The sequence below is a fragment of the Enterococcus sp. AAFC-DPL-5182 genome (assembly GCF_058216605.1).
The window spans coordinates 1486889-1507313 of sequence record NZ_CM177101.1 but is presented as its reverse complement, the minus strand read 5'-3'; the positions used below and the strand labels follow the sequence as shown (position 1 = coordinate 1507313).

At 37.1% G+C, this 20425-nt stretch carries 23 protein-coding genes, 1 tRNA gene and 1 other annotated feature; of the genes, 1 reads left to right on the top strand and 23 read right to left on the bottom strand.

Annotated elements, in window-relative coordinates; genetic code table 11:
• Positions 1–14 precede the first annotated feature (14 nt).
• From AC4BB7_RS06955 to AC4BB7_RS06870, 18 genes are all read right to left on the bottom strand, one after another.
• The gene (locus tag AC4BB7_RS06955; RefSeq protein ID WP_086312635.1) at positions 15–704 is read right to left on the bottom strand and encodes a methionine ABC transporter permease; all 690 of its coding nucleotides are present in this window, start codon (positions 702–704) and stop codon (positions 15–17) included.
• Positions 694–1731 (bottom strand): methionine ABC transporter ATP-binding protein, encoded by a 1038-nt coding sequence (locus AC4BB7_RS06950; RefSeq protein ID WP_086312633.1) that lies wholly within the window; start codon positions 1729–1731, stop codon positions 694–696. The genes AC4BB7_RS06955 and AC4BB7_RS06950 overlap by 11 nt, the downstream gene beginning before the upstream one ends.
• Before the next feature lie 258 nt (positions 1732–1989).
• Positions 1990–2234, bottom strand: a binding site (T-box leader).
• 48 nt (positions 2235–2282) lie between these two features.
• Positions 2283–2621, bottom strand: a complete 339-nt coding sequence (locus AC4BB7_RS06945; protein WP_283936099.1) for a glycine cleavage system H family protein — start codon at positions 2619–2621, stop codon at positions 2283–2285.
• The gene (locus AC4BB7_RS06940; RefSeq protein WP_086312631.1) at positions 2618–2974 is read right to left on the bottom strand and encodes an arsenate reductase family protein; all 357 of its coding nucleotides are present in this window, start codon (positions 2972–2974) and stop codon (positions 2618–2620) included. Before AC4BB7_RS06940 ends, AC4BB7_RS06945 begins: the two co-directional genes overlap by 4 nt.
• 18 nt (positions 2975–2992) lie before the next feature.
• The gene (locus tag AC4BB7_RS06935; RefSeq protein WP_086312629.1) at positions 2993–4177 is read right to left on the bottom strand and encodes an FtsW/RodA/SpoVE family cell cycle protein; all 1185 of its coding nucleotides are present in this window, start codon (positions 4175–4177) and stop codon (positions 2993–2995) included.
• Positions 4178–4380: 203 nt separating this feature from the next.
• Entirely contained in the window at positions 4381–4992 is a 612-nt protein-coding gene (locus AC4BB7_RS06930) for a hypothetical protein (protein WP_086312627.1), read from the bottom strand.
• Positions 4993–5007: 15 nt separating this feature from the next.
• The gene (locus AC4BB7_RS06925) at positions 5008–5739 is read right to left on the bottom strand and encodes a hypothetical protein (protein ID WP_490484852.1); all 732 of its coding nucleotides are present in this window, start codon (positions 5737–5739) and stop codon (positions 5008–5010) included.
• A 9-nt stretch (positions 5740–5748) separates the two neighbouring features.
• The gene (locus AC4BB7_RS06920; RefSeq protein WP_490484851.1) at positions 5749–7161 is read right to left on the bottom strand and encodes a phage tail spike protein; all 1413 of its coding nucleotides are present in this window, start codon (positions 7159–7161) and stop codon (positions 5749–5751) included.
• Complete coding sequence (locus AC4BB7_RS06915) at positions 7161–7880, bottom strand: hypothetical protein (protein WP_490484850.1); 720 nt, start codon at positions 7878–7880, stop codon at positions 7161–7163. Before AC4BB7_RS06915 ends, AC4BB7_RS06920 begins: the two co-directional genes overlap by 1 nt.
• Positions 7880–10807 carry a hypothetical protein gene (locus AC4BB7_RS06910; RefSeq protein ID WP_490484849.1) on the bottom strand — a complete coding sequence of 976 codons (2928 nt, stop codon included), beginning with the start codon at positions 10805–10807 and terminating at the stop codon, positions 7880–7882. Before AC4BB7_RS06910 ends, AC4BB7_RS06915 begins: the two co-directional genes overlap by 1 nt.
• Entirely contained in the window at positions 10807–11091 is a 285-nt protein-coding gene (locus tag AC4BB7_RS06905; RefSeq protein ID WP_490484848.1) for a hypothetical protein, read from the bottom strand. Before AC4BB7_RS06905 ends, AC4BB7_RS06910 begins: the two co-directional genes overlap by 1 nt.
• A gap of 74 nt (positions 11092–11165) precedes the next feature.
• Positions 11166–11573 (bottom strand): tail assembly chaperone, encoded by a 408-nt coding sequence (locus tag AC4BB7_RS06900; RefSeq protein WP_086312616.1) that lies wholly within the window; start codon positions 11571–11573, stop codon positions 11166–11168.
• Positions 11574–11662: 89 nt separating this feature from the next.
• On the bottom strand, positions 11663–12220 hold the full coding sequence (locus AC4BB7_RS06895; protein WP_086312614.1) for a phage major tail protein, TP901-1 family: 558 nt from the start codon (positions 12218–12220) through the stop codon (positions 11663–11665).
• Positions 12198–12359, bottom strand: coding sequence for a hypothetical protein (locus tag AC4BB7_RS06890; RefSeq protein WP_170922924.1), 162 nt, complete (start codon positions 12357–12359; stop codon positions 12198–12200). The genes AC4BB7_RS06895 and AC4BB7_RS06890 overlap by 23 nt, the downstream gene beginning before the upstream one ends.
• A complete protein-coding gene (locus AC4BB7_RS06885) occupies positions 12356–12679 on the bottom strand; it encodes a hypothetical protein (protein ID WP_086312612.1) in 324 nt (107 codons plus the stop codon). Before AC4BB7_RS06885 ends, AC4BB7_RS06890 begins: the two co-directional genes overlap by 4 nt.
• A 202-nt stretch (positions 12680–12881) precedes the next feature.
• Positions 12882–13067 (bottom strand): hypothetical protein, encoded by a 186-nt coding sequence (locus AC4BB7_RS06880; protein ID WP_490484847.1) that lies wholly within the window; start codon positions 13065–13067, stop codon positions 12882–12884.
• 175 nt (positions 13068–13242) lie between these two features.
• Entirely contained in the window at positions 13243–14703 is a 1461-nt protein-coding gene (locus AC4BB7_RS06875; RefSeq protein WP_490484846.1) for a MucBP domain-containing protein, read from the bottom strand.
• 177 nt (positions 14704–14880) lie between these two features.
• Positions 14881–14953 (bottom strand) — tRNA-Thr (locus tag AC4BB7_RS06870).
• A gap of 138 nt (positions 14954–15091) precedes the next feature.
• On the opposite strand from AC4BB7_RS06870, the gene AC4BB7_RS06865 reads away from it, so the two are divergent.
• Positions 15092–15328 carry a hypothetical protein gene (locus AC4BB7_RS06865; RefSeq protein WP_010763354.1) on the top strand — a complete coding sequence of 79 codons (237 nt, stop codon included), beginning with the start codon at positions 15092–15094 and terminating at the stop codon, positions 15326–15328.
• Positions 15329–15422: 94 nt separating this feature from the next.
• Here AC4BB7_RS06865 and upp read toward each other — a convergent pair whose 3' ends face one another.
• The 5 genes from upp to prfA all read right to left on the bottom strand — a co-directional run bounded on the left by upp (position 15423) and on the right by prfA (position 20385).
• Positions 15423–16052: a uracil phosphoribosyltransferase gene (upp, locus tag AC4BB7_RS06860; RefSeq protein WP_086312606.1), complete on the bottom strand. Its 630-nt coding sequence runs from the start codon at positions 16050–16052 to the stop codon at positions 15423–15425.
• 79 nt (positions 16053–16131) lie between these two features.
• A complete protein-coding gene (glyA, locus tag AC4BB7_RS06855) occupies positions 16132–17370 on the bottom strand; it encodes a serine hydroxymethyltransferase (RefSeq protein ID WP_086312604.1) in 1239 nt (412 codons plus the stop codon).
• Between the two features lie 55 nt (positions 17371–17425).
• On the bottom strand, positions 17426–18463 hold the full coding sequence (locus AC4BB7_RS06850; protein WP_490484845.1) for an L-threonylcarbamoyladenylate synthase: 1038 nt from the start codon (positions 18461–18463) through the stop codon (positions 17426–17428).
• 4 nt (positions 18464–18467) lie between these two features.
• The gene (gene prmC, locus AC4BB7_RS06845) at positions 18468–19319 is read right to left on the bottom strand and encodes a peptide chain release factor N(5)-glutamine methyltransferase (protein WP_490484844.1); all 852 of its coding nucleotides are present in this window, start codon (positions 19317–19319) and stop codon (positions 18468–18470) included.
• A complete protein-coding gene (gene prfA, locus AC4BB7_RS06840) occupies positions 19312–20385 on the bottom strand; it encodes a peptide chain release factor 1 (protein WP_086312598.1) in 1074 nt (357 codons plus the stop codon). Before prfA ends, prmC begins: the two co-directional genes overlap by 8 nt.
• Positions 20386–20425 lie beyond the last annotated feature (40 nt).

Here is a 20425-nt window from a genome sequence, read left to right as displayed (position 1 = left end):
TCTATTTTGATTGTTTATCGTTTGTCAGAACGTTTCACTAATTGATCGCCGACAAACTGAATAATAAACACAATAACCAAGATCAAGACTGTTGCGACTAATGTAACTGTATTATTGTTGCGGCTAAATCCTTCTTGATAAGCTAAACCGCCAAGTCCGCCACCACCAATGATTCCTGCCATTGCAGTAAAACCGATCATGGTGATCGTTGTTAGTGTAACACCAGATAGTAACGCTGGCGTACTTTCTGGAATCAAGACTTTAAAGATTTTTTGAATTCTAGAAGCGCCCATTGCATCTGCTGCTTCTAAGACCCCGCTATCAACTTCACGAAACGCGATTTCTACTAAACGGGCATAAAATGGTGCAGCGGATACGATCAACGATGGAATCGCTGCTTTTGCTCCAATACCAGTACCAACTAGTTTTCTTGAAAAATCCATCAATAAGATAATCAATACGATATAAGGAATCGAGCGAAAAATATTACTGACTACTGATAGAATGCTATAACAAATCTTAGCATATGGTGATTTGTTACGGCTCAAGCTATAAAGTAACAATCCTAATAAAAAACCAATAATAATAACAAAAATCATCGCAACGGCCGTCATAAATAATGTATCGATCGCCGCTTGTTGCATTGATTCTGGATTCACTCGGCTAAAATTTAAATATTTTTCTGCAAATGTTTCATTCGCCATGGTGAATCACCTCCAAACCAACTTCCTTTTCTTTAAAGAACGTCAAAGTTTTTTCGACTTCACTTGTCGTTCCAGTAATCATCACGGTCAATGTTCCAAATGCACCTTCTTTAGCTTGCTGAACTTGTCCTTGAACAACATTGATATCTACAGCAAACTTACGGATTGCTTGGGAGATCACAGGCTCATTGGCATTATCGCCACTAAATTGCAAGGTTGCAACAAGTCCTGCTGGATTTTCTTTGATCAATTCTTCTAATAACTCTTCTGTATCTTCTTTAGGTTCTAATTCTTGTTGGACAAAACGTTTTGTAACAGCTTGTTTAGGATGTCTAAAGACTTCTAACACATCGCCTTCTTCTACGATTTGCCCTAATTCCATTACCGCAACTTTATTACAAATTTTGCGAATAACGTGCATCTCATGTGTGATCAATACGATCGTTAAGTTTAATGTTTTATTGATTTCAAGTAGAAGATCTAACACTTCATCAGTTGTTTGCGGGTCTAATGCGCTTGTTGCTTCATCACATAAAAGGATTTCTGGATTATTGGCTAACGCTCTGGCAATGCCCACACGTTGCTTTTGTCCACCAGACAACTGACTTGGATAAGCATCACCCCGCCCTTCTAAACCAACTAAATTCAAAAGTTCTTGGGCTCTTTCTTTTCTCACATTCTTTGGAACATTTGCTAATTCTAACGGCAACATGATATTTTCTAAAATCGTTCTTGACCAAAGTAGGTTAAAATGTTGGAAAATCATCCCGATTTTTTTACGAAATTGGCGTAGCTCACGATTTGCCATTTGAGCCACATTTTGTCCCTGAATAATTACTTCCCCTTCTGTTGGTAGTTCTAGACCGTTTAACAAACGAACTAAGGTACTTTTACCAGCACCAGAATAACCAACGATACCATAAATATCTCCTTGATCGACTGTTAGTGACACGTCACTTACAGCTGTTACTTGTCCAGATTTACCTGAAAATTGTTTTTGTACGTGTTGCAATTCGATTAGAGGCATTTTTTCCCCTCCACTTTCTTTGGTTTTGCTTCTTTTTTATTATACTACATGCTTTGTGTTGTGTAGTGAAATAAGTGACAAATCAATTTTCTTGTTTTTATGACCTAGCCCGCCTATTTCGGATTTTGGCTTGGATTATGATTTGGTAGAAATGAAACTTCTCTCACTTCGTTCGCCAAGTATTGTTCATCATCTACTCTGGCAAAGCCAGTCATAGTGATTCACAATAAAAAGCCTCCGTCCCAGTCATTTATCTGACATCAGGACGAAAGCTTGTCTTTCGTGTTACCACCTTGATTTACTATCATTTCACAATAATAGCCTTATACAGTACTTGAATCCGCATACTGTCGTGCTGTAACGGGCACTCCCGTAATAAGTTCACTTCTGCTCACTTATTCCGCTCAAAGACCATCTTCCATCTCAATCATGTTGCCTATTTTCAGCAAACAAGGCTCTCTTCAAACACTTTTGACATGTACTCTTCTTTTCAAAGCTTTTACTTTTATTGATGAAATTATAGCAACATCTAAATGGCTTGTCAATTATTTTTACGCTTGACCCAATTCTGCTTCCTCAACATCTGTCAAAATCGCAATCCACGCTTTTGTTTGATCTGCATCATCTAATACACTTGGATCTTGTTCAGCAGCTTCATTGATCACAGCGACCGTTCCACTTAGTGGCGAACTAAATTCACTGACTGCTTTTTCAGCTTCTACTTCGATCAAAGAATCACCTTTTTTTAACGATTGACCGACCTTTGGCATCGTGGCAAACGTAATATTGCCTAAGTCTTCTTGTGCTTCATTCGTTAAACCGATTTTATAACCTTCACTTGTCTTTAAAACCCATAAATTATCGATTATTTTCAACTCTTTAGCCATTATTTAATAGCTCCTTCATAATCAGATTCTTTAAATCCATTTGCTAAAAATTGATCTCCCTTAACAAAAATCGGACGTTTGATCAACATACCATCAGTAGCTAATAATTCACTTGCTTCTTTGATCGAAAAGTCATTGACTTTGTCTTTCAATCCTTGTTCTCTATAACGAATACCGCTTGTATTAAAGAAACGACGGACTGGTAAATCACTTTGTTCCATCCAACTTGCTAATTGCTTTGCAGTTGGTGGGTTTTCAATCATATCGATTGTTTCGTATTTCACTTGATGTTGATCTAACCAAGCCTTTGCTTTCTTACAAGTCGAACATTTCGGATACCAGAAAAATGTGTACATTTTAACGCCTTCTTTCATTTAATAGTTTTCGATCGTAGCTTCTTTTTGATATTTCATCGACATAATCAATCCCACGCCTAACATATTTCCTAAAATAGAGGAACCACCTTGGCTAATAAACGGTAACGGAATCCCTGTTAATGGGAGCAATCCAATATTCGCTCCAATATTTTCAAATACGTGGAATAAAATCATCATAATGATCCCAGTTGCAATGTAGGCATAGAATTCATTATTTGTCTCAAAACAAACACGAATCATGCGGTAAATCAAAATAAAGTAGAGCAAGATAATAAAGCAGCCGCCAATGAAGCCAAAGTTCTCACCCACAACGGTGAAAATCATATCTGACTCTCTGACTGGGACATAAACATCACTAACATTAAACCCTTTGCCAAGTAAACCACCAGAACCAATCGCGGTTATCGCTAACGCTGGTTGGAAAGACCGGTCAGGATCATGATGGAAAGGATTTATCCATAGATCGATCCGATCAAATTGATACGGTTTAAACCCAACTGAATAAAGAAATTCACGTCCCGTAGTCGTGGTTACCAAATAAATTGTCCCAGCTCCTAGTAATAAAGCCGCCAAAAATGTTGGTAAAATAATTTTCCATGTAATTCCTGACATTAAAAATACGCCGCCAAAAATGGCTAAGAAAACTAACATTGTTCCAAAGTCATCCTGCAGTAAAATCAGGATAATGACTGGCATTGTCACCAATAACATTTTACCGATCAGCCAGAAATCAGATTTTATCGTGCGGTTGACATTTTTAACATTATGCATTGTCACTACATAAGCCAACATTAAGATAAAGGCTACTTTCATTAATTCCGAAGGCTGAAAAGTCGTGCCGCCAATGCTGATCCAGTTTTTAGAACCTGTTTGTGATTCTAAAAAAGGGTCATAGAATTTTAAAAGCAACCCCATCATGATCAATCCGATCACATAAAATACTGGAGTCAGCCGCCAGAGAAGCTTGGAGCTGAAATTCATAACAATCACGATACTAACGCCACCGACTAAATACCATAGTCCTTGTTTCATCAGCATATTGCCGATTTCTGGTCGGTTTGGATCATTACTTAAAGCAACATAAAGTGACAATATACCGATGATCGAAAGAAGAAACACAGGTAAGATCACGCCATAATCAATTCTATTATCTAAGTTACGCATTAATTTATTTTTATTCATTCGTCATCCCTTTTCCTTAAATCATACGCTTTTTATTATAACTTTCTATAGGGAGAAAAGAAAGTATAGACTTGATGATTTTGGAAAAACTTTAGGGAATTTGTCAGTTTGACTCTTTTTAATTACCAATTAAAGAGAGTGGGATAATCAAAAAATAGTATTATCTCACTCTCTTTAACTTATAAAGTTTTATTTGGTAGCCCCTAATCTTGCAATCTAATAAAAATAGCCGTCTTTAGACCACAACTAATTATCTGTCCAGAAATACTTGTCTCAATAATTGCTCCTAAGCGGTCTCCTTTTTTTAGTCTACCACAATAGATTCCAAAACCATCGTTTCTATTCTTCCAAGCATTTGATCCCCAACCTGCAATTCGATCTTCACCGCCAGCTCTCACACCGTTTTTAACAAAATTATAGTACCAAAAACCATCTACAGTTCCTGATGGTTGACACCAAGATTGAATCAAAATTGCATAATACCCATCTTTGTTTACAACAGCTTCATGCGTTGTTTTGTTCACTGTCACTGGAATTTGTCCAGATGATCCTAGAAGATTCCCAACAGTATTACCAAAACCAACTATTTTCCCGTTCAAAGCTGTACCTGATAGTTGTCCTTCCTTTCCATCTACAATAGATAGCTGAAAATTGCCTTCATCTAATAACTTCATCCCAGCTAATAAAGGAACTTCTAAAAAGTTTTTAGTTCCTGAGATATCTTGATTACTCGTCTTTGTCACAGTATTTTCAAAATTCCCTTGAATCGTTTCCGCTCCATTTTCCATTCCTCTATAAATTTTTTCTAATTCCATCATTTTTCCTCCTTCTTATTTCCGCAATTCAAATATAATTGAACGTAGATTATCTTCATCAATAATCAGATAATTCAATTCATCGATCATTACAATTTCTGCATCTGTTTTATATTCAACTGGCAACGATACAATACTTTCACTCGCTCCCAAATGTGTGATCTGACAAGGAATCGACTGACTAGCTGAACCTCCAAAAAGTCCAGCCGGCTCTGTTCCTAAGTTCATAATTCCGATTCCGTGTGTCCATGTTCGAACATTGATTTCAGGCTGTACGCCTAGATCATGCCCAATCGTTACATCAAAACCTACTGGTAAAAACTTAACAAGCAATTGTTCAATGTTTTCTAACCTATCATCCAACACAGGAAATTTCCCATATAGTTCACTACTTCTCGCGTTGATTAACTCACTATCAACTGTCGCATTTTGCTGAACTTCTCTAAATTGATCTTCTATTTTCGTTTGTCGTTGTTCCACTTGTGTTTGTCTTTTTTCTGTCTTTTCAGCAATCTCTTTGATACGGTTGAATAAAACACTCGAGTATTCTGAGATTCTAGCAATAGCTTCTCTTACATGGCGACGCCACATTTTTGTTCTAACCCACAATGCATATTTTTGCGTTAATGGATCGATGACACCGAATTTAATGGCTTCTTCGATTTCTTCTACATCCGTAGGATCTTTGTAGTCGACCTCGTGATTTTCACCTGTGGGTTGTGTGTCATAAAATTTTTGTTCTGACAATTATTTCACCTACTTTTTCTGTAATTCTTTTACTAGTGTATAAAGTTCTTCTATTTTCGTTTGTTGTTCTGTCAATTTTATTTCTTGTATCTGAATCCGTTCTTTTTGCTCAGTAAGCGTGGTGGATTGTTCTTTTAATCCAGCTTGTTGTTCGCTTAGGCTTTGCTCGAATAACGGCAACATAGAGGTCTGTTCTTCTAACAGCTGTGCTTGTACCTTTAAGTTATCTATCGTTCTATTGCTAGCTCCAACATTACTTTTGACCGTTTCTAATGTTTCACGCATCCCTTTATACTCTAACTGATATTGTGAAAACGTCTTTTTCCCACTGCCAATCGTTAATCGGATTTTTTGTGGATTCAAAATATCGATTTTTTTCTCAATAACTTGTAATGTCTCTTTTTCGTACAAATAAGGATTGAACACTGGATAGGAATTTCCCAGTTTGATGATCTCGTAGCGTTTATCTAACAAGCCCAGTTCAATCACTTCTGCACTCCAAGTGATCAACATCAAACGCTGATTATTTAAATATTCTTGTCCTCTGCGTTTTAAGGTTTGTTTATCAGCTATATTAGGAAATTCGACGATTGTTTGAATCACACCAAATTTTTTCACTAGTGAGGCATCTTCTAAAAAGTTTTTGCCATTATTCACGCTTTCAATCGTTGTTTTAGGTCGGAATTGATTCGTTTGTGTATCTGTTGTCGTATCCATTTCAAGATCTTTACCGACAGGCACGATTCTTGTAGCTAGTTCAGAAATATCGATTTCTCGACTAGCACTTTTTAGATTACGGGCAATTTGCAAAGGGGTAGTAGAAGTTCTTCCATGCTCTACTAAATAATCTAAATACAATAGCCCATTTTTTTCTCTGAGAATCAAATAACCACCCAAGCGATCAAGTAACTGATTTTTGATTACTTCCGCTGTTTTTCCATAATCTGAACCACGATAAACTTGCTCAGATTCTGTCACGGTCACATTTCCTAGATAGATTCTTTTAAACGGTTCTACTTGAGCATTGTGTTCATTCAATAGTTTTTCTAAAAACTGTCGGACACTCATCACCTTAGATTCCATGTATTTTTGCGTACTATCATATAAAAAAGCTTTTTGATCTTCGCACAATATTTTTTCGATAAAATGACCTTGGCTATTCATCACATTGGAAATTTTTGCGATTCTTCCTTTGAATACTTGACCATTTCGATCAGAAACCGTGACTAAATTGACGATGGGTTCCGCTTTTCGATACAAAGGATTATTGACATTGATTGAAAATTCAAATGTACTAATGCCCAACCCTTCTAATGAAAGTTCTAAATCACCTGAATTCACTTTGTTTCCGAAATTCGCCGGCTCATGTACCACTGTACCTTTTTTATCTTGAGCATCTTTGAAAAGCGTTACTCGATACATTACACCATCACCTCAGTTTCAGTGATAAAACGAATATGACCATTTCCAAGTATCGTAAGGCGATTTTCTCCTCTTTTTAATTTAAAAAATAAATCTTGATTTTCCCCTTTTTGGATCTCTAGTGATTCTCCATCTTCCATGATCAATTGCATTTTTCTTGTTGCAGTAATGATCGGGCTTGTTGCGTTGACTCCTTCATTGATCAATAAAATAGTCCGCTGACCTTTCACAAAAAATCCAGTCCATTGATCTACTCCGTCGACAAAATAATCTACATCGAATTCGTCAGTATATCCGGCAGCATCTTTCAATGCAAATGGATAACAATCAAAAGTTAATGTTAAAGTCAGTGCATTTCGCCCCTGATCATCATCTGCATTTACACTTGTACATTTTCCCAGCCAGTGACAACCGTCCAGCCATGAATCTGTAATCGATGTAATCTCGTTTAACATCAATTGTTCTTTCGCTTCTTGTTCTAATCGTTTGCGTTCTTCATAGTCCGTTTGCGGGCGATATAATTTTATTGTGAGTTTGCGATTATCAAACACTCGTTCACCTAATAATCTTGAAAAATCGTAAACACCTTGCATAAAAGGAATGCTTTCGATAATTTCTTGCTCATCGGGACTAGGGGCGTCGTGTTCTAAAACATAATAGCCCGCTTCTTTACTATTGAAGCGTCCCATTTCGATGTATTCATTTATTTCAATTGCCATTAACGATACCTCCCCGCAAAGCCTGCTTGATTTCCTAAAAAGCCGTCCATTTGATTACCAATTCCGCCAACCAAGGCACCACTTTCTAAGACGACTTTCATATTTTTGATGGTTTCGATCATTTCATGCATTTGATTGACCATACTATTTTGCACATCATGTTCTACTTTTACTGTTGCTGTAGGTGTATTAGCATTGGTATCTGATACAGCATTTTGAATTTCAGTGACCATATTTCTAGCGCTTGCAACTGCAACGTCTGTATCTTCTTCGATGCCGACTGCCACACCTTGTGCGATAAATTTACCCACAGTATCTCTAAAGAGTCTTGAAGGGGATTTGATTATGGCTTTTTTCTTTGCTTCTTCGTTTACTGCATTTACCAATTGACGCATTGCTTCAACAGCTGATTCTTTTCCTTCATTTATTCCCGCAGCAACCCCAGTTGCCATGTTTAAACCTACTGAATTAAAATCTACTGATTTTGCAGCATTGCTAGCAGCTAGTCCAATTTCGCGCCCAGCACTTCCTGCTTGATCTTTATGTTGTACAACCCCCACTGCATAGGCTCCTGTATTACTTCCACCTGCCGCATTAAATTGAGAATCTCTTTGTTTCAAAGTATCCGTGGCAGCTGTTGAAATTAATTTACTTCCGTTTTGCACGTCTCCTATTTTAGATGTCGAACCTGTATTCATAGAACCAATCAATAAAGCTCCGACCTCATTAGCATCTATCTCTCCAGCTTTCAATCCTTCAATCAGTTTATTCTTACCAACATCTCCTTGCGAGAACAATTCATCAGGCAAGCTACTGATTCCAGCAATTGCATTTTCACTTAATTGCGCCCCAATTTGCGTTAAATCTCCACTCTGTAACGCTGTTATAAGACTATCACTAGCATCCAGACCTCTGCTTTGTAAAATTCCAGCAAGTACTGTCATTTGATCGTTGACACTATTGTTTGATTCACCATATTTGCTTACAATATTGGCTAGCTCTTGCCCCGTCAATTCCCCCATGCCCTTTAGACCATCGGAAACTGTTTCAGCTTTTAGTTGTTCATTTTGCTGTAACATTGTTAACATGTCGGCACCCGCTTGAGTTTGTTGCTCTTTGGTTTGCTCGTTGTGTAAGGTGAGAGCTGTTAGTTGCTGATTTAGATTAGCTTTTTGGACTTCATCAGATGTTTCATTGATTTGTTGTTGTAAAGAGGCAATTTCTTCTTCGTTTGAGACCATCTGCTCTTTCCTATTTTGATATAGAGCTTGCGTCGCACTCACTGTTGCTTGTAATTCTGTGTCATTTAATTGTTGACCTAACGCTAGTTTTTCTTGACTCGCTTCTATGATCAATTGTTGTTGTTCCATCAACCCTTCACGAACAGCGTTGTTTTGGTCTTGTAATGTTTTCCGTTGTTCTTCGGATAGTTCTTGACCTTCAAGGGTTTTATTGTTTAGCAGCATTTCTTTGTTCGCATTTGCAATGGTCAACATTTCACTGGAGCCGACACTGGCTTGAGTGATCATCATTGAATAGGCATTACTTTGTGCCGCAATTTGTTTTTCACCTGACAGTTCATCCGCTTTTGCAAGTTCTTCGCCAACTTTTTCCTTAATTGATTTCATGCTATCTGCATGTCGACCCATGATTTGTTCTGCTGCTTCAAAACGAGCTGTTGATTGTTCCATTCCTTCGCCTGAAAATGCAGTGATTGCCGCTTGTCCGACTTCAGAATATTTGGATTTCAAGCTATCAATTCTAGTTCCAGCTTCATCTAAGCTGGCTTTATAGGCTTCGCCCATTTCTTTAACTTTATCACCTGTGATCGTGGCTTCTTTACCGAGTTCTTTGGTTGACTCAGTTAATACACCTTTAACAGCTGAATTCTCGCCTAAATTTTTGAAATCATCGACGATGCCACTTATACTATCTTTGACTTTACCAAATTCCTCATCAGCACCTTTGAAATCACCTGTTAAAAGTTTCCCAACACTTTTACCTAACGTTAACAACGTCATAAACCCATTCACAACAGACATAACAGATACCACTAAAAATCTGAACACATCCACTACTGCTGCTGCTGCAACGACTAGCGTCTCAATTAAAAAAGCGCCAACTGGTTTTAAAACAGACATTAACTGATTAAAAACGGGTGCTAAACTTGTAACTGATCCTTTGATAACACCAAATGCAGAAGATACGAATCCTTGGATATTATTAAAATTTGATTTCCAAGCCACAGTCATAGCTGCAACGGCTGCAACAATTAAAGCCAGACCAACGCCGATTGGATTTCCTATCAGAAAAGCGCCAAGTGCTTTAAATGCACCGGTTGCCCCAGTCACCATATTGGCAATTTGGTTTTGAAAAAAAGGGACAATTCCTCCTGCGTTTGCAATTGAAAGCTTAACGCCATTCATTCCGATCGTGGCTGATTGACTTAAATTTTTCATTGAAGCCGAGACAGAAGTCCCCATTCCACTAAATAATTCGTTTGTACTCGTTACCATTCCGCTGATTTTATCTTGAAAAAAAGGAGCGACCCCGCCAGATTCTTCAATAGCTGAGCGAAAGTTTGACATTGTTGTTTTAGCAGTTGATTCGATAGTAGAGAAAAATTCTGATATCATATTTCCTGTAGTTGAAATACTATTTAAAAAATCACCACCAAGGGTTTGATTCAACGTTACTAAATCATCTTTAACATTACTAAAAGTCTTGCTATATTCCCCATATTCTTTTAAAATATTCGATACTAATCCAGTTGAAGCACCTAGCAAATCCATGGATCCTGCAACCGTTCCTATATCATTACCTAACTGAATACTTACCTGACTAACCAATTCTGCTGTTGTCAAAAACGCTTCTAAAAATTGAGTTGTCTGTACAATCGAACTTTTTAATTCGTTTGTTTTTTCCATTATTTACCTCCTCCCTTGTTCTTTTTTGCCACTACTTCTTTTGCTCGTAAAAGACGTTTACGCATTTCATACAAATCTTCAGTATTCTCCTGTTTTTGAATACTTTTTTGTTTAAAATCCGCTAAAATCCTTTGCTCATTTTTCTCGTAATCATAAATACTTTTTACATCTTTTATAGCGTAACGTCCCTTTTTCTCCGCCTTAAATAAACGATTAGCAAAAGCGGTCGCATATACTCTTCGTTCTTTTTCATTTTCATTCAGTAAATGAGCTTTCGTTCTCAAAGAATATTCCCAAGGAGTCATTCGCTCGATTTCTTTTAATGTTATATCTGGAAAATAACGAAAACAGCTAAGAACTATTTCGTCATAGCTTGCTCCAAACCGGCTTTGGCTTGTGCTTCGACTGTTTTCATCATTTGTTCGATCGTGGCTTTGATCTTCATCGTTCGTTTTTTCAACAATGGCGCCGATGTTAAGAACTCGATAAAATTTTCAAAGAGTACTTCAACCTCATCTGACGTTTCTAAGTATTCAATGATGTCACGTTCGTCCAACTCGTCATACGTACTTAAACTTGCAATTAGAACTGATTTTAATGCGTTAGGATCACCATCGATCAATCCACCGATCAATAGTGTTAAATTATCTACTTGTTCCGATTCTTTTGGAAGTGCATTGATTTCATTTAAAAATTTGAATCCAAAAATCAAAGGATATTTTTTGTCTGCGATTGTTACTACTGCTTTCGTTGCTTTTTTAGCCATGGTTATTCCTCCAATAAGTTTTTTTAACAATGAGAGACAAAACTGATCGAGTCTTGTCTCTGCATCGTCATGTTTGATTAAATCAATGTTTATTCAGCTGGCGCTGTTGGTGTTGTTTGTGGTTCGTAAATAGCTTTTGGTTCTTCTGGTTTAGCATCTACCACAGTATCATAGAAGAATGCTTTCGCAAGCTCATCATTTTCAGCGTCCACTGTTGCTTCTCCATTTACTAACAAACCGTTTAGATTTAACATCGTTGAAACCGATGCATTACTTTCTGCTTCTGCAGCATCTGGGAAATTTCCTAAGATACCAGTACCGTATTGCGCTTTATACTTACGTTTTGCACCTTCTACTGGATTATCAAAGAAAATTCGCCATACTTCGATTTCTTCTCCATTTTCATAGGCATATTCCAGCATGCTGAAAACGTCTGTATTTGTTTTTAAGAATTCCATTTCGATGTTTGATTCGATACTACCACCTGTTGCCACACTGCCGTCTTTAGTAGCTTGTGTTTCTACGTTTGTTTCACGGTTATACGTATGACTCATTTCCAAAGCTAGTAACCCAGCTTTTTTGTGTGCGCGTTCCTTTAATAAACGAAACATTAATTTGACATTTTTACCATGAATTGCTTTTTCCATAATTGATTCTCTCCTCTTGATTGCTTATTTTTTGTTGCAGCTTAGCTGCTTTACCAGACCTTTTTACGTGGGTAAATGCTTGCACGTTTCCATTGCTTTTTATGTCATCAATGCTTGGACGATGGGTCTCTTCGATCACTCTTTTTCTTTCGTTATAGAAGAAACAAATTTTACGATTGCTTGCGCGTTTTTCTTAGTTACTTCCGTGCTCTCATTGACAACACACTCAATAACATCTAGATCGAAGGGTAGATTATGTTCTAAAAAAATAGCGGTCGCTTCGTTGTATGAAGAAGTTGGTTTCTTCTTCTGGTTTTTATAAGTATCTTTTGCTTTTCTCTTTTTTTGCCAGCGTTGATGCTTTTGTTTGACGATTCTATCTACATCAGCATCTGTATACTTATATTCTTGATTTCTCCCGATTTTAACTCTCTCCCTTTTGTACGTTTCTCTCGACAATTGCTATGAACTAATATTAATTTATTTTGCGGGAAACTACCGTTCACAAATCTCCCATTATTCTTTCACCTTTCTATTAGTGATCGTTATTCGTTGAAATAAAATCGACAAAAAAATAGGCGATACAAAACTAAATTCATTTTGTATCGCCTATTATTCATTTAAAAACTATTTTATATGGAACATTTTTACATGATCTTAATTATTTTACAATGTCCAAAACTTTTTCATAAGCTTCGATTTGAGCGTATAATCGTTGGACTTGCAATTCATTCTCAATATAATTGATGGAGTTTCCAAGGTGTTCTTGACGTTTATCTTCTAGACGTTCGACTTCTTTCTTTGCTTCATTCGCTAACTTATTGATTTGATCAACTTTTTCTGACATGACGCATTCCTCCTATATACTTAGTTATACGTTTAGTGTAGGCTCTTTTTTATAAATATACAAAGATAATGAATGAATTCTCCTAATGAATGGAAAATGGTTAAAAAAACTCAAAACCTTCAATGAGTATGGTTTTGAGTTTACACTTAATTTAGATAAGATCCTCTAAAGTATCTTATCCATGATTATTCATGTTTTTCACCTTCACTAATCCCATCCAAAATACAAGCACACCTATGGTTAGCACACTTCCAAGTATTATTAGTACTTTTGAATATCGATTGTTTTCACCTAAGGGCGGAAATAGTGTGGTTTTTTGCGCAGGTTTATCGTTTGATTGATCATTGGTCATTGTTTCTATTTTTCTTTCATAAATATACGTTACAACTTGAAGGTTATCTGTAAATGATCCTTTTGCTATTCCTCGAATCTCCTTAAATGTATAGCCGTCAAATACTTTTTGTTCAGTCGTATATGAATCACCAATTACTCCAGTTTTCACCACATCATCAATTAAATTATTCCCATCGGTGTCTTGATATTTGACTATTACATTCGATACCTTAGATGGCCTTTTTTCATAGATATAAATTACTGTTTGAGCTTCATCCATGAAGATCCCTGTAATATTTCCCTGAGCTTCTTTAAATGTATAACCATCAAACTCTTTTTGTTCTGTAGAATACAAATCGCCAATGTTTCCTGTCTTAATAACAGCATCTGCAAGTTCTTTTCCGTTTGTATCCTGATATTTTACTGTTACATCTGCTGCGGCAACGGGATCTTTACTATAGACATATTTGACGCTTTGTTTTTCAGCGGTAAAAAAGCCTGTAGCATTGGTTGGAAGTTTATTTTGATTTAAAGTATAACCTGGAATAACCAATTTATATTGATCTGTAGTAGCATCATACGTATCACCAATATTGCCCTTCAATAATTGAGGGTCATGAATTACGGCGCCATCTTCCTCTTCATAAACGACCTGAACATCTTCCCCGATTATTGGGATATTCGTAAAATGTACCCCTCTTCCAAATCTCCAATCAATATAGGTACCATAACCACCCGAATCATACCCGCCGCTAAAAGGGACAATATCTTTATTCAAGGCATTATTTTCAAGAATATAGTCTCTTTTGGGCGTCATTGTAAATGAAATAAGTAAATCCGGCTCTTGGTTGTTTCCATCATCTGGATGGACGATCGCTTGCGTAAGCTCCATCTTATAACCAACTAGATCATTTAAATCAGGTAGTATATCGCTATAATTTATTCCGTCTGTGGTATACGTCAGCTTAGCATTCCCTTTAGTGACTGTAGGATACGAGGCAAATTGAAACCAAGAATCTCCTGTACTGTCCTGGTTTGTAAATTTTGCTAAATACTTTGTCATCGTCCCGTTATTGACTGTTAATTCTTGTTGAAAATAGACCAACTTATTTGTGTTTAAATCTATTTCTGTTGGTTCGGAGAAAATATCATGAAAAGCCTTCCCCACAAGAACATAATCAGTCCCATCATCTGAAGTTTTCATTCCTGAACTAGATACATTTCCTTGTGCAAAAGCTGAAGAAGAATAAAGCATCAAAGCTCCTATTACTAGGAATCCTATACAGTGCAAAATTTTTTTCATCTGTAACCTCTCGCTTTTCTATTATTTTTGTCAAAAAAATCGTAACATAGTATTTTCTTCAAACCTGTTTTTTTATTTTAATAAAATGAAATAATAGAACACTTTGTTTTAGTTAACATAAAAGAAAACAGGCATACCGAAAGTTCAAAAACTTTGATATGCCTATTTTTCAATTAATGCCAGCTGCAGGGATCGAACCTGTGACCTATGCGTTACGAGTGCATTGCTCTACCAACTGAGCTAAGCTGGCAATACAATCAAAATTATAAAACTAAACCTACCTTTTGTAAAGACAGAAACTCGCCTTTTTTTAAAATAAAATTAGTTTTCTGAATTTTTTCTTAATTTATGGTATAATAGAGATAGTTAAGAAAGGAAGTTTTTTTGAATGTCTAATTTCGGTAACTTTAATCGTCCTGTTGAGCCTTCTGCAGAAGGGGATTTATTCACTGTTGATACTCAGGTCACTTTCTTGATGCATGGTCAGCCACAAACGGGGATTATTACGAAACAATTAAATAATTCAGCTGTTGTGGAAATTGATGAGAACTCTGATAACACTGATTTAATGGTCAAAAGTAATGGTGTCATCGTCATCAATTACAAAAAATTAAAAAAAGTATAGCTTCTTCCATCCATTATTATTGGATGGATTTTTTATTTAAAAAAATTCACATCTAGGCAACTTAAACACATTGCCTAGATGTGAATCGTTTTTTTTACTTAGTACCAAACAAACGGTCACCTGCATCGCCCAAACCTGGAACGATATAACCATCTTTATCTAAATACTCATCTAACGCTGCAGTATAGATATCAATATCTGGATGCGCTTCTTGTAATGCTTTTACACCTTCTGGCGCCGCAACTAAACAAACAAATTTAATATTGCTGCCGCCGCGTGCTTTCAACGCATCGATTGCCATGATGGCTGATCCGCCAGTTGCTAACATTGGATCAACTACGAATAACTGACGTGCGTCAATATCTTCTGGCATTTTCACAAAGTATTCTACTGGTTCTAATGATTCATGGTCACGGTACAAACCAATATGGCCAACTTTTGCTGCCGGAATCAATTCCATAATACCATCAACCATTCCAATACCTGCGCGTAAAATCGGTACGATTGCAACCTTTTTACCAGATAATGTTTTTTGTGTTGTTTCACAGATCGGTGTTTCGATCACAACATCTTCTAAAGGCATATCTCTTGAAACCTCGTATGCCATAAGCATTGCAATTTCATTCACGACTTCGCGAAAAACCTTTGTTCCACAATCCTTATCTCTAATGATTGTTAATTTGTGTTGGATCAGTGGATGATCAATAACTTGGAATTTTCCCATGCTCATTCTCCTTCAATAATTTATTCCTTCCTATTGTAAAACAAAATCGAGCGATTGACTAGTCAATCACTCGAAACTTTTACTTATAAAGTGGATATTTTTTTGTAAGCGCACTAACAGATGCACGAACTTCAGAAAGTGTTGCTTCATTTTCGTGATCATTTAAGACTTTGACGATCAATTTAGCCACTTCCACACAATCATCTTCTTTAAAGCCTCTCGTTGTGATCGCTGGTGTTCCAATACGAATACCACTTGTTTTAAATGGGCTAAGTTGTTCAAATGGAATCGAATTTTTATTCGCAGTGATATTTACGCTATCTAAAATCGCTTCTGCTTCTTTCCCGTTCAAACCAAAACCACTTACATCGATCAATAATAAATGATTATCTGTCGAGCCGCTCACTAAACGAGCTTCTGGTGTTTGGTTAAAGACTTTTGTCATTGCCTTAGCATTTTCAATGACTTGCTCACTATATTCTTTAAAGGTAATATCTAATGCTTCTTTAAAAGCAACTGCTTTACCAGCAATTACGTGCTCTAATGGTCCGCCCTGAATACCAGGGAATATATTGCTATTGATTTTTTTCGCTAAATCTTCATCATTGGTTAAAATAAGTCCGCCGCGTGGTCCACGTAATGTTTTATGCGTTGTTGAGGTTGTGATATCTGCATATGGTACTGGGTTAGGATGTAAGCCCGCTGCAACTAGTCCTGCAATATGCGCCATATCAACCATTAATTTTGCGCCAACTTCGTCAGCGATTTCACGGAATTTTTCAAAATCAATTGTACGAGAATAGGCACTAGCACCCGCTACGATCAATTTTGGTTGATGCTCGCGCGCTAAAATGCGCACAACATTATAATCGATCACTTCAGTCGTTGGATCAACACCATAACTTACAAAGTTATAAGTTTTTCCACTAAAGTTCACTGGTGAACCATGAGTTAAATGTCCTCCCGCAGACAAGTCCATACCTAAAACAGTATCTCCTGGTTCGATCAATGAAAGATAGGCCGCTGTATTTGCTTGTGAACCTGAGTGTGGTTGTACATTAGCAAATTTAGCTCCAAATAATTCTTTCGCACGGTCGATCGCCAAATCCTCAACGATATCGATAAACTCGCAACCACCATAATAACGTTTGCCAGGGTATCCTTCCGCATACTTATTTGTAAGAATACTTCCTTGTGCTGCCATAACTCCTTTAGAAACAACGTTCTCTGATGCAATCAGCTCCAAGTTGTTTTCTTGACGTTCATTCTCTTTGGCAATTGCGTCCCATAAATCCGGATCAAATGTTTTATAATCCATTAAACAAGCCTCCATTTCATTTGTTTGTACCGATTGTATCATACTTAAATGCTCTCTACTCGAAAATCGAATCAATTTTTATAATTTTTTGATTTGCAGCTTTTTTCAGGCGATTCATATAAGCAATTCCTAACCCAGATTCAGGGAAGGCTTGTGCAAAAATGACCTCTATATTTTGTTCATCGAGGCTTCTAAGTCCAGCAAATAATGATTTAGTTCCTTGTTCTACTGAATCTTCACCAAATGAATAGACAGCTCCTACATCATTTAAAAAAATGGATGTGATCTGATCATCTGCATACAAGCCAATTCGCTGCTTTTTACTTTTGGCCCATTCGATTGCTTTTTTAAACACTTGTTGATCGCCTTCTATGATCCAAACGGGAACATCAGGGGAATAATGTTTGTACTTCATGCCAGGTGCTTTAGGTGCTTCTTTTTCGCTAATTAAGTGCTGATCCACACACACATTACCTATAACTTGCTCCAAGCTTTCTTTCGTAATCGCTCCTGGTCTTAATATTACAGGGACTCCATTTTTTGCTGTTAAATCTAATACGGTTGATTCTACACCAATTTGAGTTGGCCCATCATCTAATATGCCAGCAATTTTTCCATGAAGATCATGATAGACATGTTGGGCAGTCGTTGGACTAGGTTTACCAGAGGTATTGGCACTTGGTCCCACCAAAGGAACGCCAGCCGTTTTGATCAAATCCAATGTTTTTTGATTATTAGGCATCCGAAAAGCAACTGTATTCAACCCACCCGTCACTGCAGCAGAAAAAGTATTTGGCTGTATATCAAAAATCAAGGTCAATGGTCCAGGCCAAAAAGAATCTACTAAAGCTTTTGTCTGTTCTGGGAAATCTTTGACGTATTGTTTGACCATTTCAAAATCGCTGACATGAACAATCAGCGGATTATCGCTTGGACGTCCTTTGACCTTATACACTTGCTTCACAGCCTTCTCATCTAATGCGTTTGCACCAAGTCCGTACACCGTTTCAGTTGGGAAGGCGATTAATTCACCGTGACGGATCAAATCTGCGGCTTGATCGATTTGATTTGCTGTAAATTGTTTTGTTTCCAAATTCTTATCCCTCCTCCTTTTTAGATGAAACGATTATCATTCGGTCATTTCCCGATAAATCTTGAGCAATGTGGACTTGTTTTTGCGGAAAGGTTTGCTGGAAAAGTTTTTTAACAGCTAAACCTTGCTGAAATCCGATTTCTAAATAAATTTTACCATCTGGTTTCAGTATCTCTTTAGCTTCTTTAGCTAATTGCTGATAAATAGCTAACCCATCACTTTCAGCAAATAACGCTGTTTTCGGTTCAAATGTCCGCACACTCTCATCCATCAATGCCCATTCAGTATTGCTGATATAAGGTGGATTTGAAATCAAGATATCGATTTTTGTATCCTTCATCGGTTTTAGTCCATCTCCATTGATGAACTGAACCTCCGCTTCTAATCGCTTGGCATTTTTTTCTGCAACCTCCAATGCTTCTTTAGAAATATCGATTGCGGTTACTTGCCAATTAGATCGAGATAATTTTAAACTAATGCCGATCACACCTGTACCAGTACCAACATCTACAACGGTTAACTGTTCATTTGGATTTTCTTTTAAACACTGCTCAACTAATTCTTCTGTTTCAGGCCGAGGAATCAAGGTATGCTGATTAACTAAAAAGCGCCGATCGTAAAAATCACTGTACCCTAATAAATATTGGGGTGGATAATTTTCCGCAAGTTTTTCTAAATCTTCATTGATTTGCCGCTCATCTTCTGGCGCTATTTCTTCTTTCAAATGAAGTAGCCAATCTGTTTTAGTCCAGCCCTTTCTTTCCAGAAAAACGAAAAGTATACTATAACCTTCTTTCCCTTGTTTTTCTAAAAAAGAAGAAGCCCGTTCAAGGACTTCAAAATAACGGTTACCCATTTTGCATCTCTTCTAATTTTGATGTTTGATCGTACAATACTAATGCATCCACGATTTCATCTAATTTCCCAGCTAAAATTTGGTCTAGTTTCTGGATTGTTAAACCGATACGATGATCCGTTACACGGTTTTGCGGGAAATTGTACGTACGGATTCGTTCAGAACGGTCTCCTGTACCTACTGCTGATTTACGGTTTGCATCGTATTCACTTTGTGCTTCTTGTTGCATTTGATCATAAACTCTAGCACGTAAAATTTTCATAGCTTTTTCACGGTTTTTGATTTGCGAACGTTCATCTTGCATCGCAACAGCGATCCCAGTTGGAATATGAGTCAAACGAACAGCCGAAGCCGTTTTATTGACGTGCTGACCACCAGCACCACTAGCATGATAGATATCTGTACGGATATCTTTGTCGGCAAGATCTAGTTCTACTTCTTCTGCTTCTGGTAACACCACAACGGTTGCAGTTGATGTATGGATACGCCCTTGTGATTCAGTCGAAGGAACACGTTGAACGCGGTGCGCGCCACTTTCATATTTAAGCTTAGAGAAGACATTGTCTCCTGAGATCATCATGATAACTTCTTTATACCCACCGATTCCAGTAATACTAGCTTCCATGACATCTGTTTTCCAGCCTTGGGATTCTGCATATTTTTGGTACATGCCGAATAAATCACCAGCAAATAATGCTGCTTCGTCGCCCCCTGCTGCGCCACGGATTTCCATGATAATATTCTTGTCATCATTAGGATCTGTTGGCAATAGTAAAATTTTGATACGCTCTTCCAAAACTTCTTTTTCTTTCTTCAATTCTGAAAGTTCTTCTTTTGCCATTTCAGCCATCTCAGCATCTAATTTTTCGCCTAGTAATTCTTCAGTATCACTGATTCCTTCGACAACTTGTTTGTAGCGGCGATATACCTCGACTGTTTCACGAGTATTGGCCTCTTCTTTTGATAATTGCATAAAACGTTTCGTATCACTAATGACTTCTGGATCACTTAGTAATTCGCCCAGCTCTTCATAGCGATCTTCGATTGATTGTAACTGATCGTACATAGTTAGTTGCTCCTTTTTCGTTAAGTAAGTGTCTTTTATT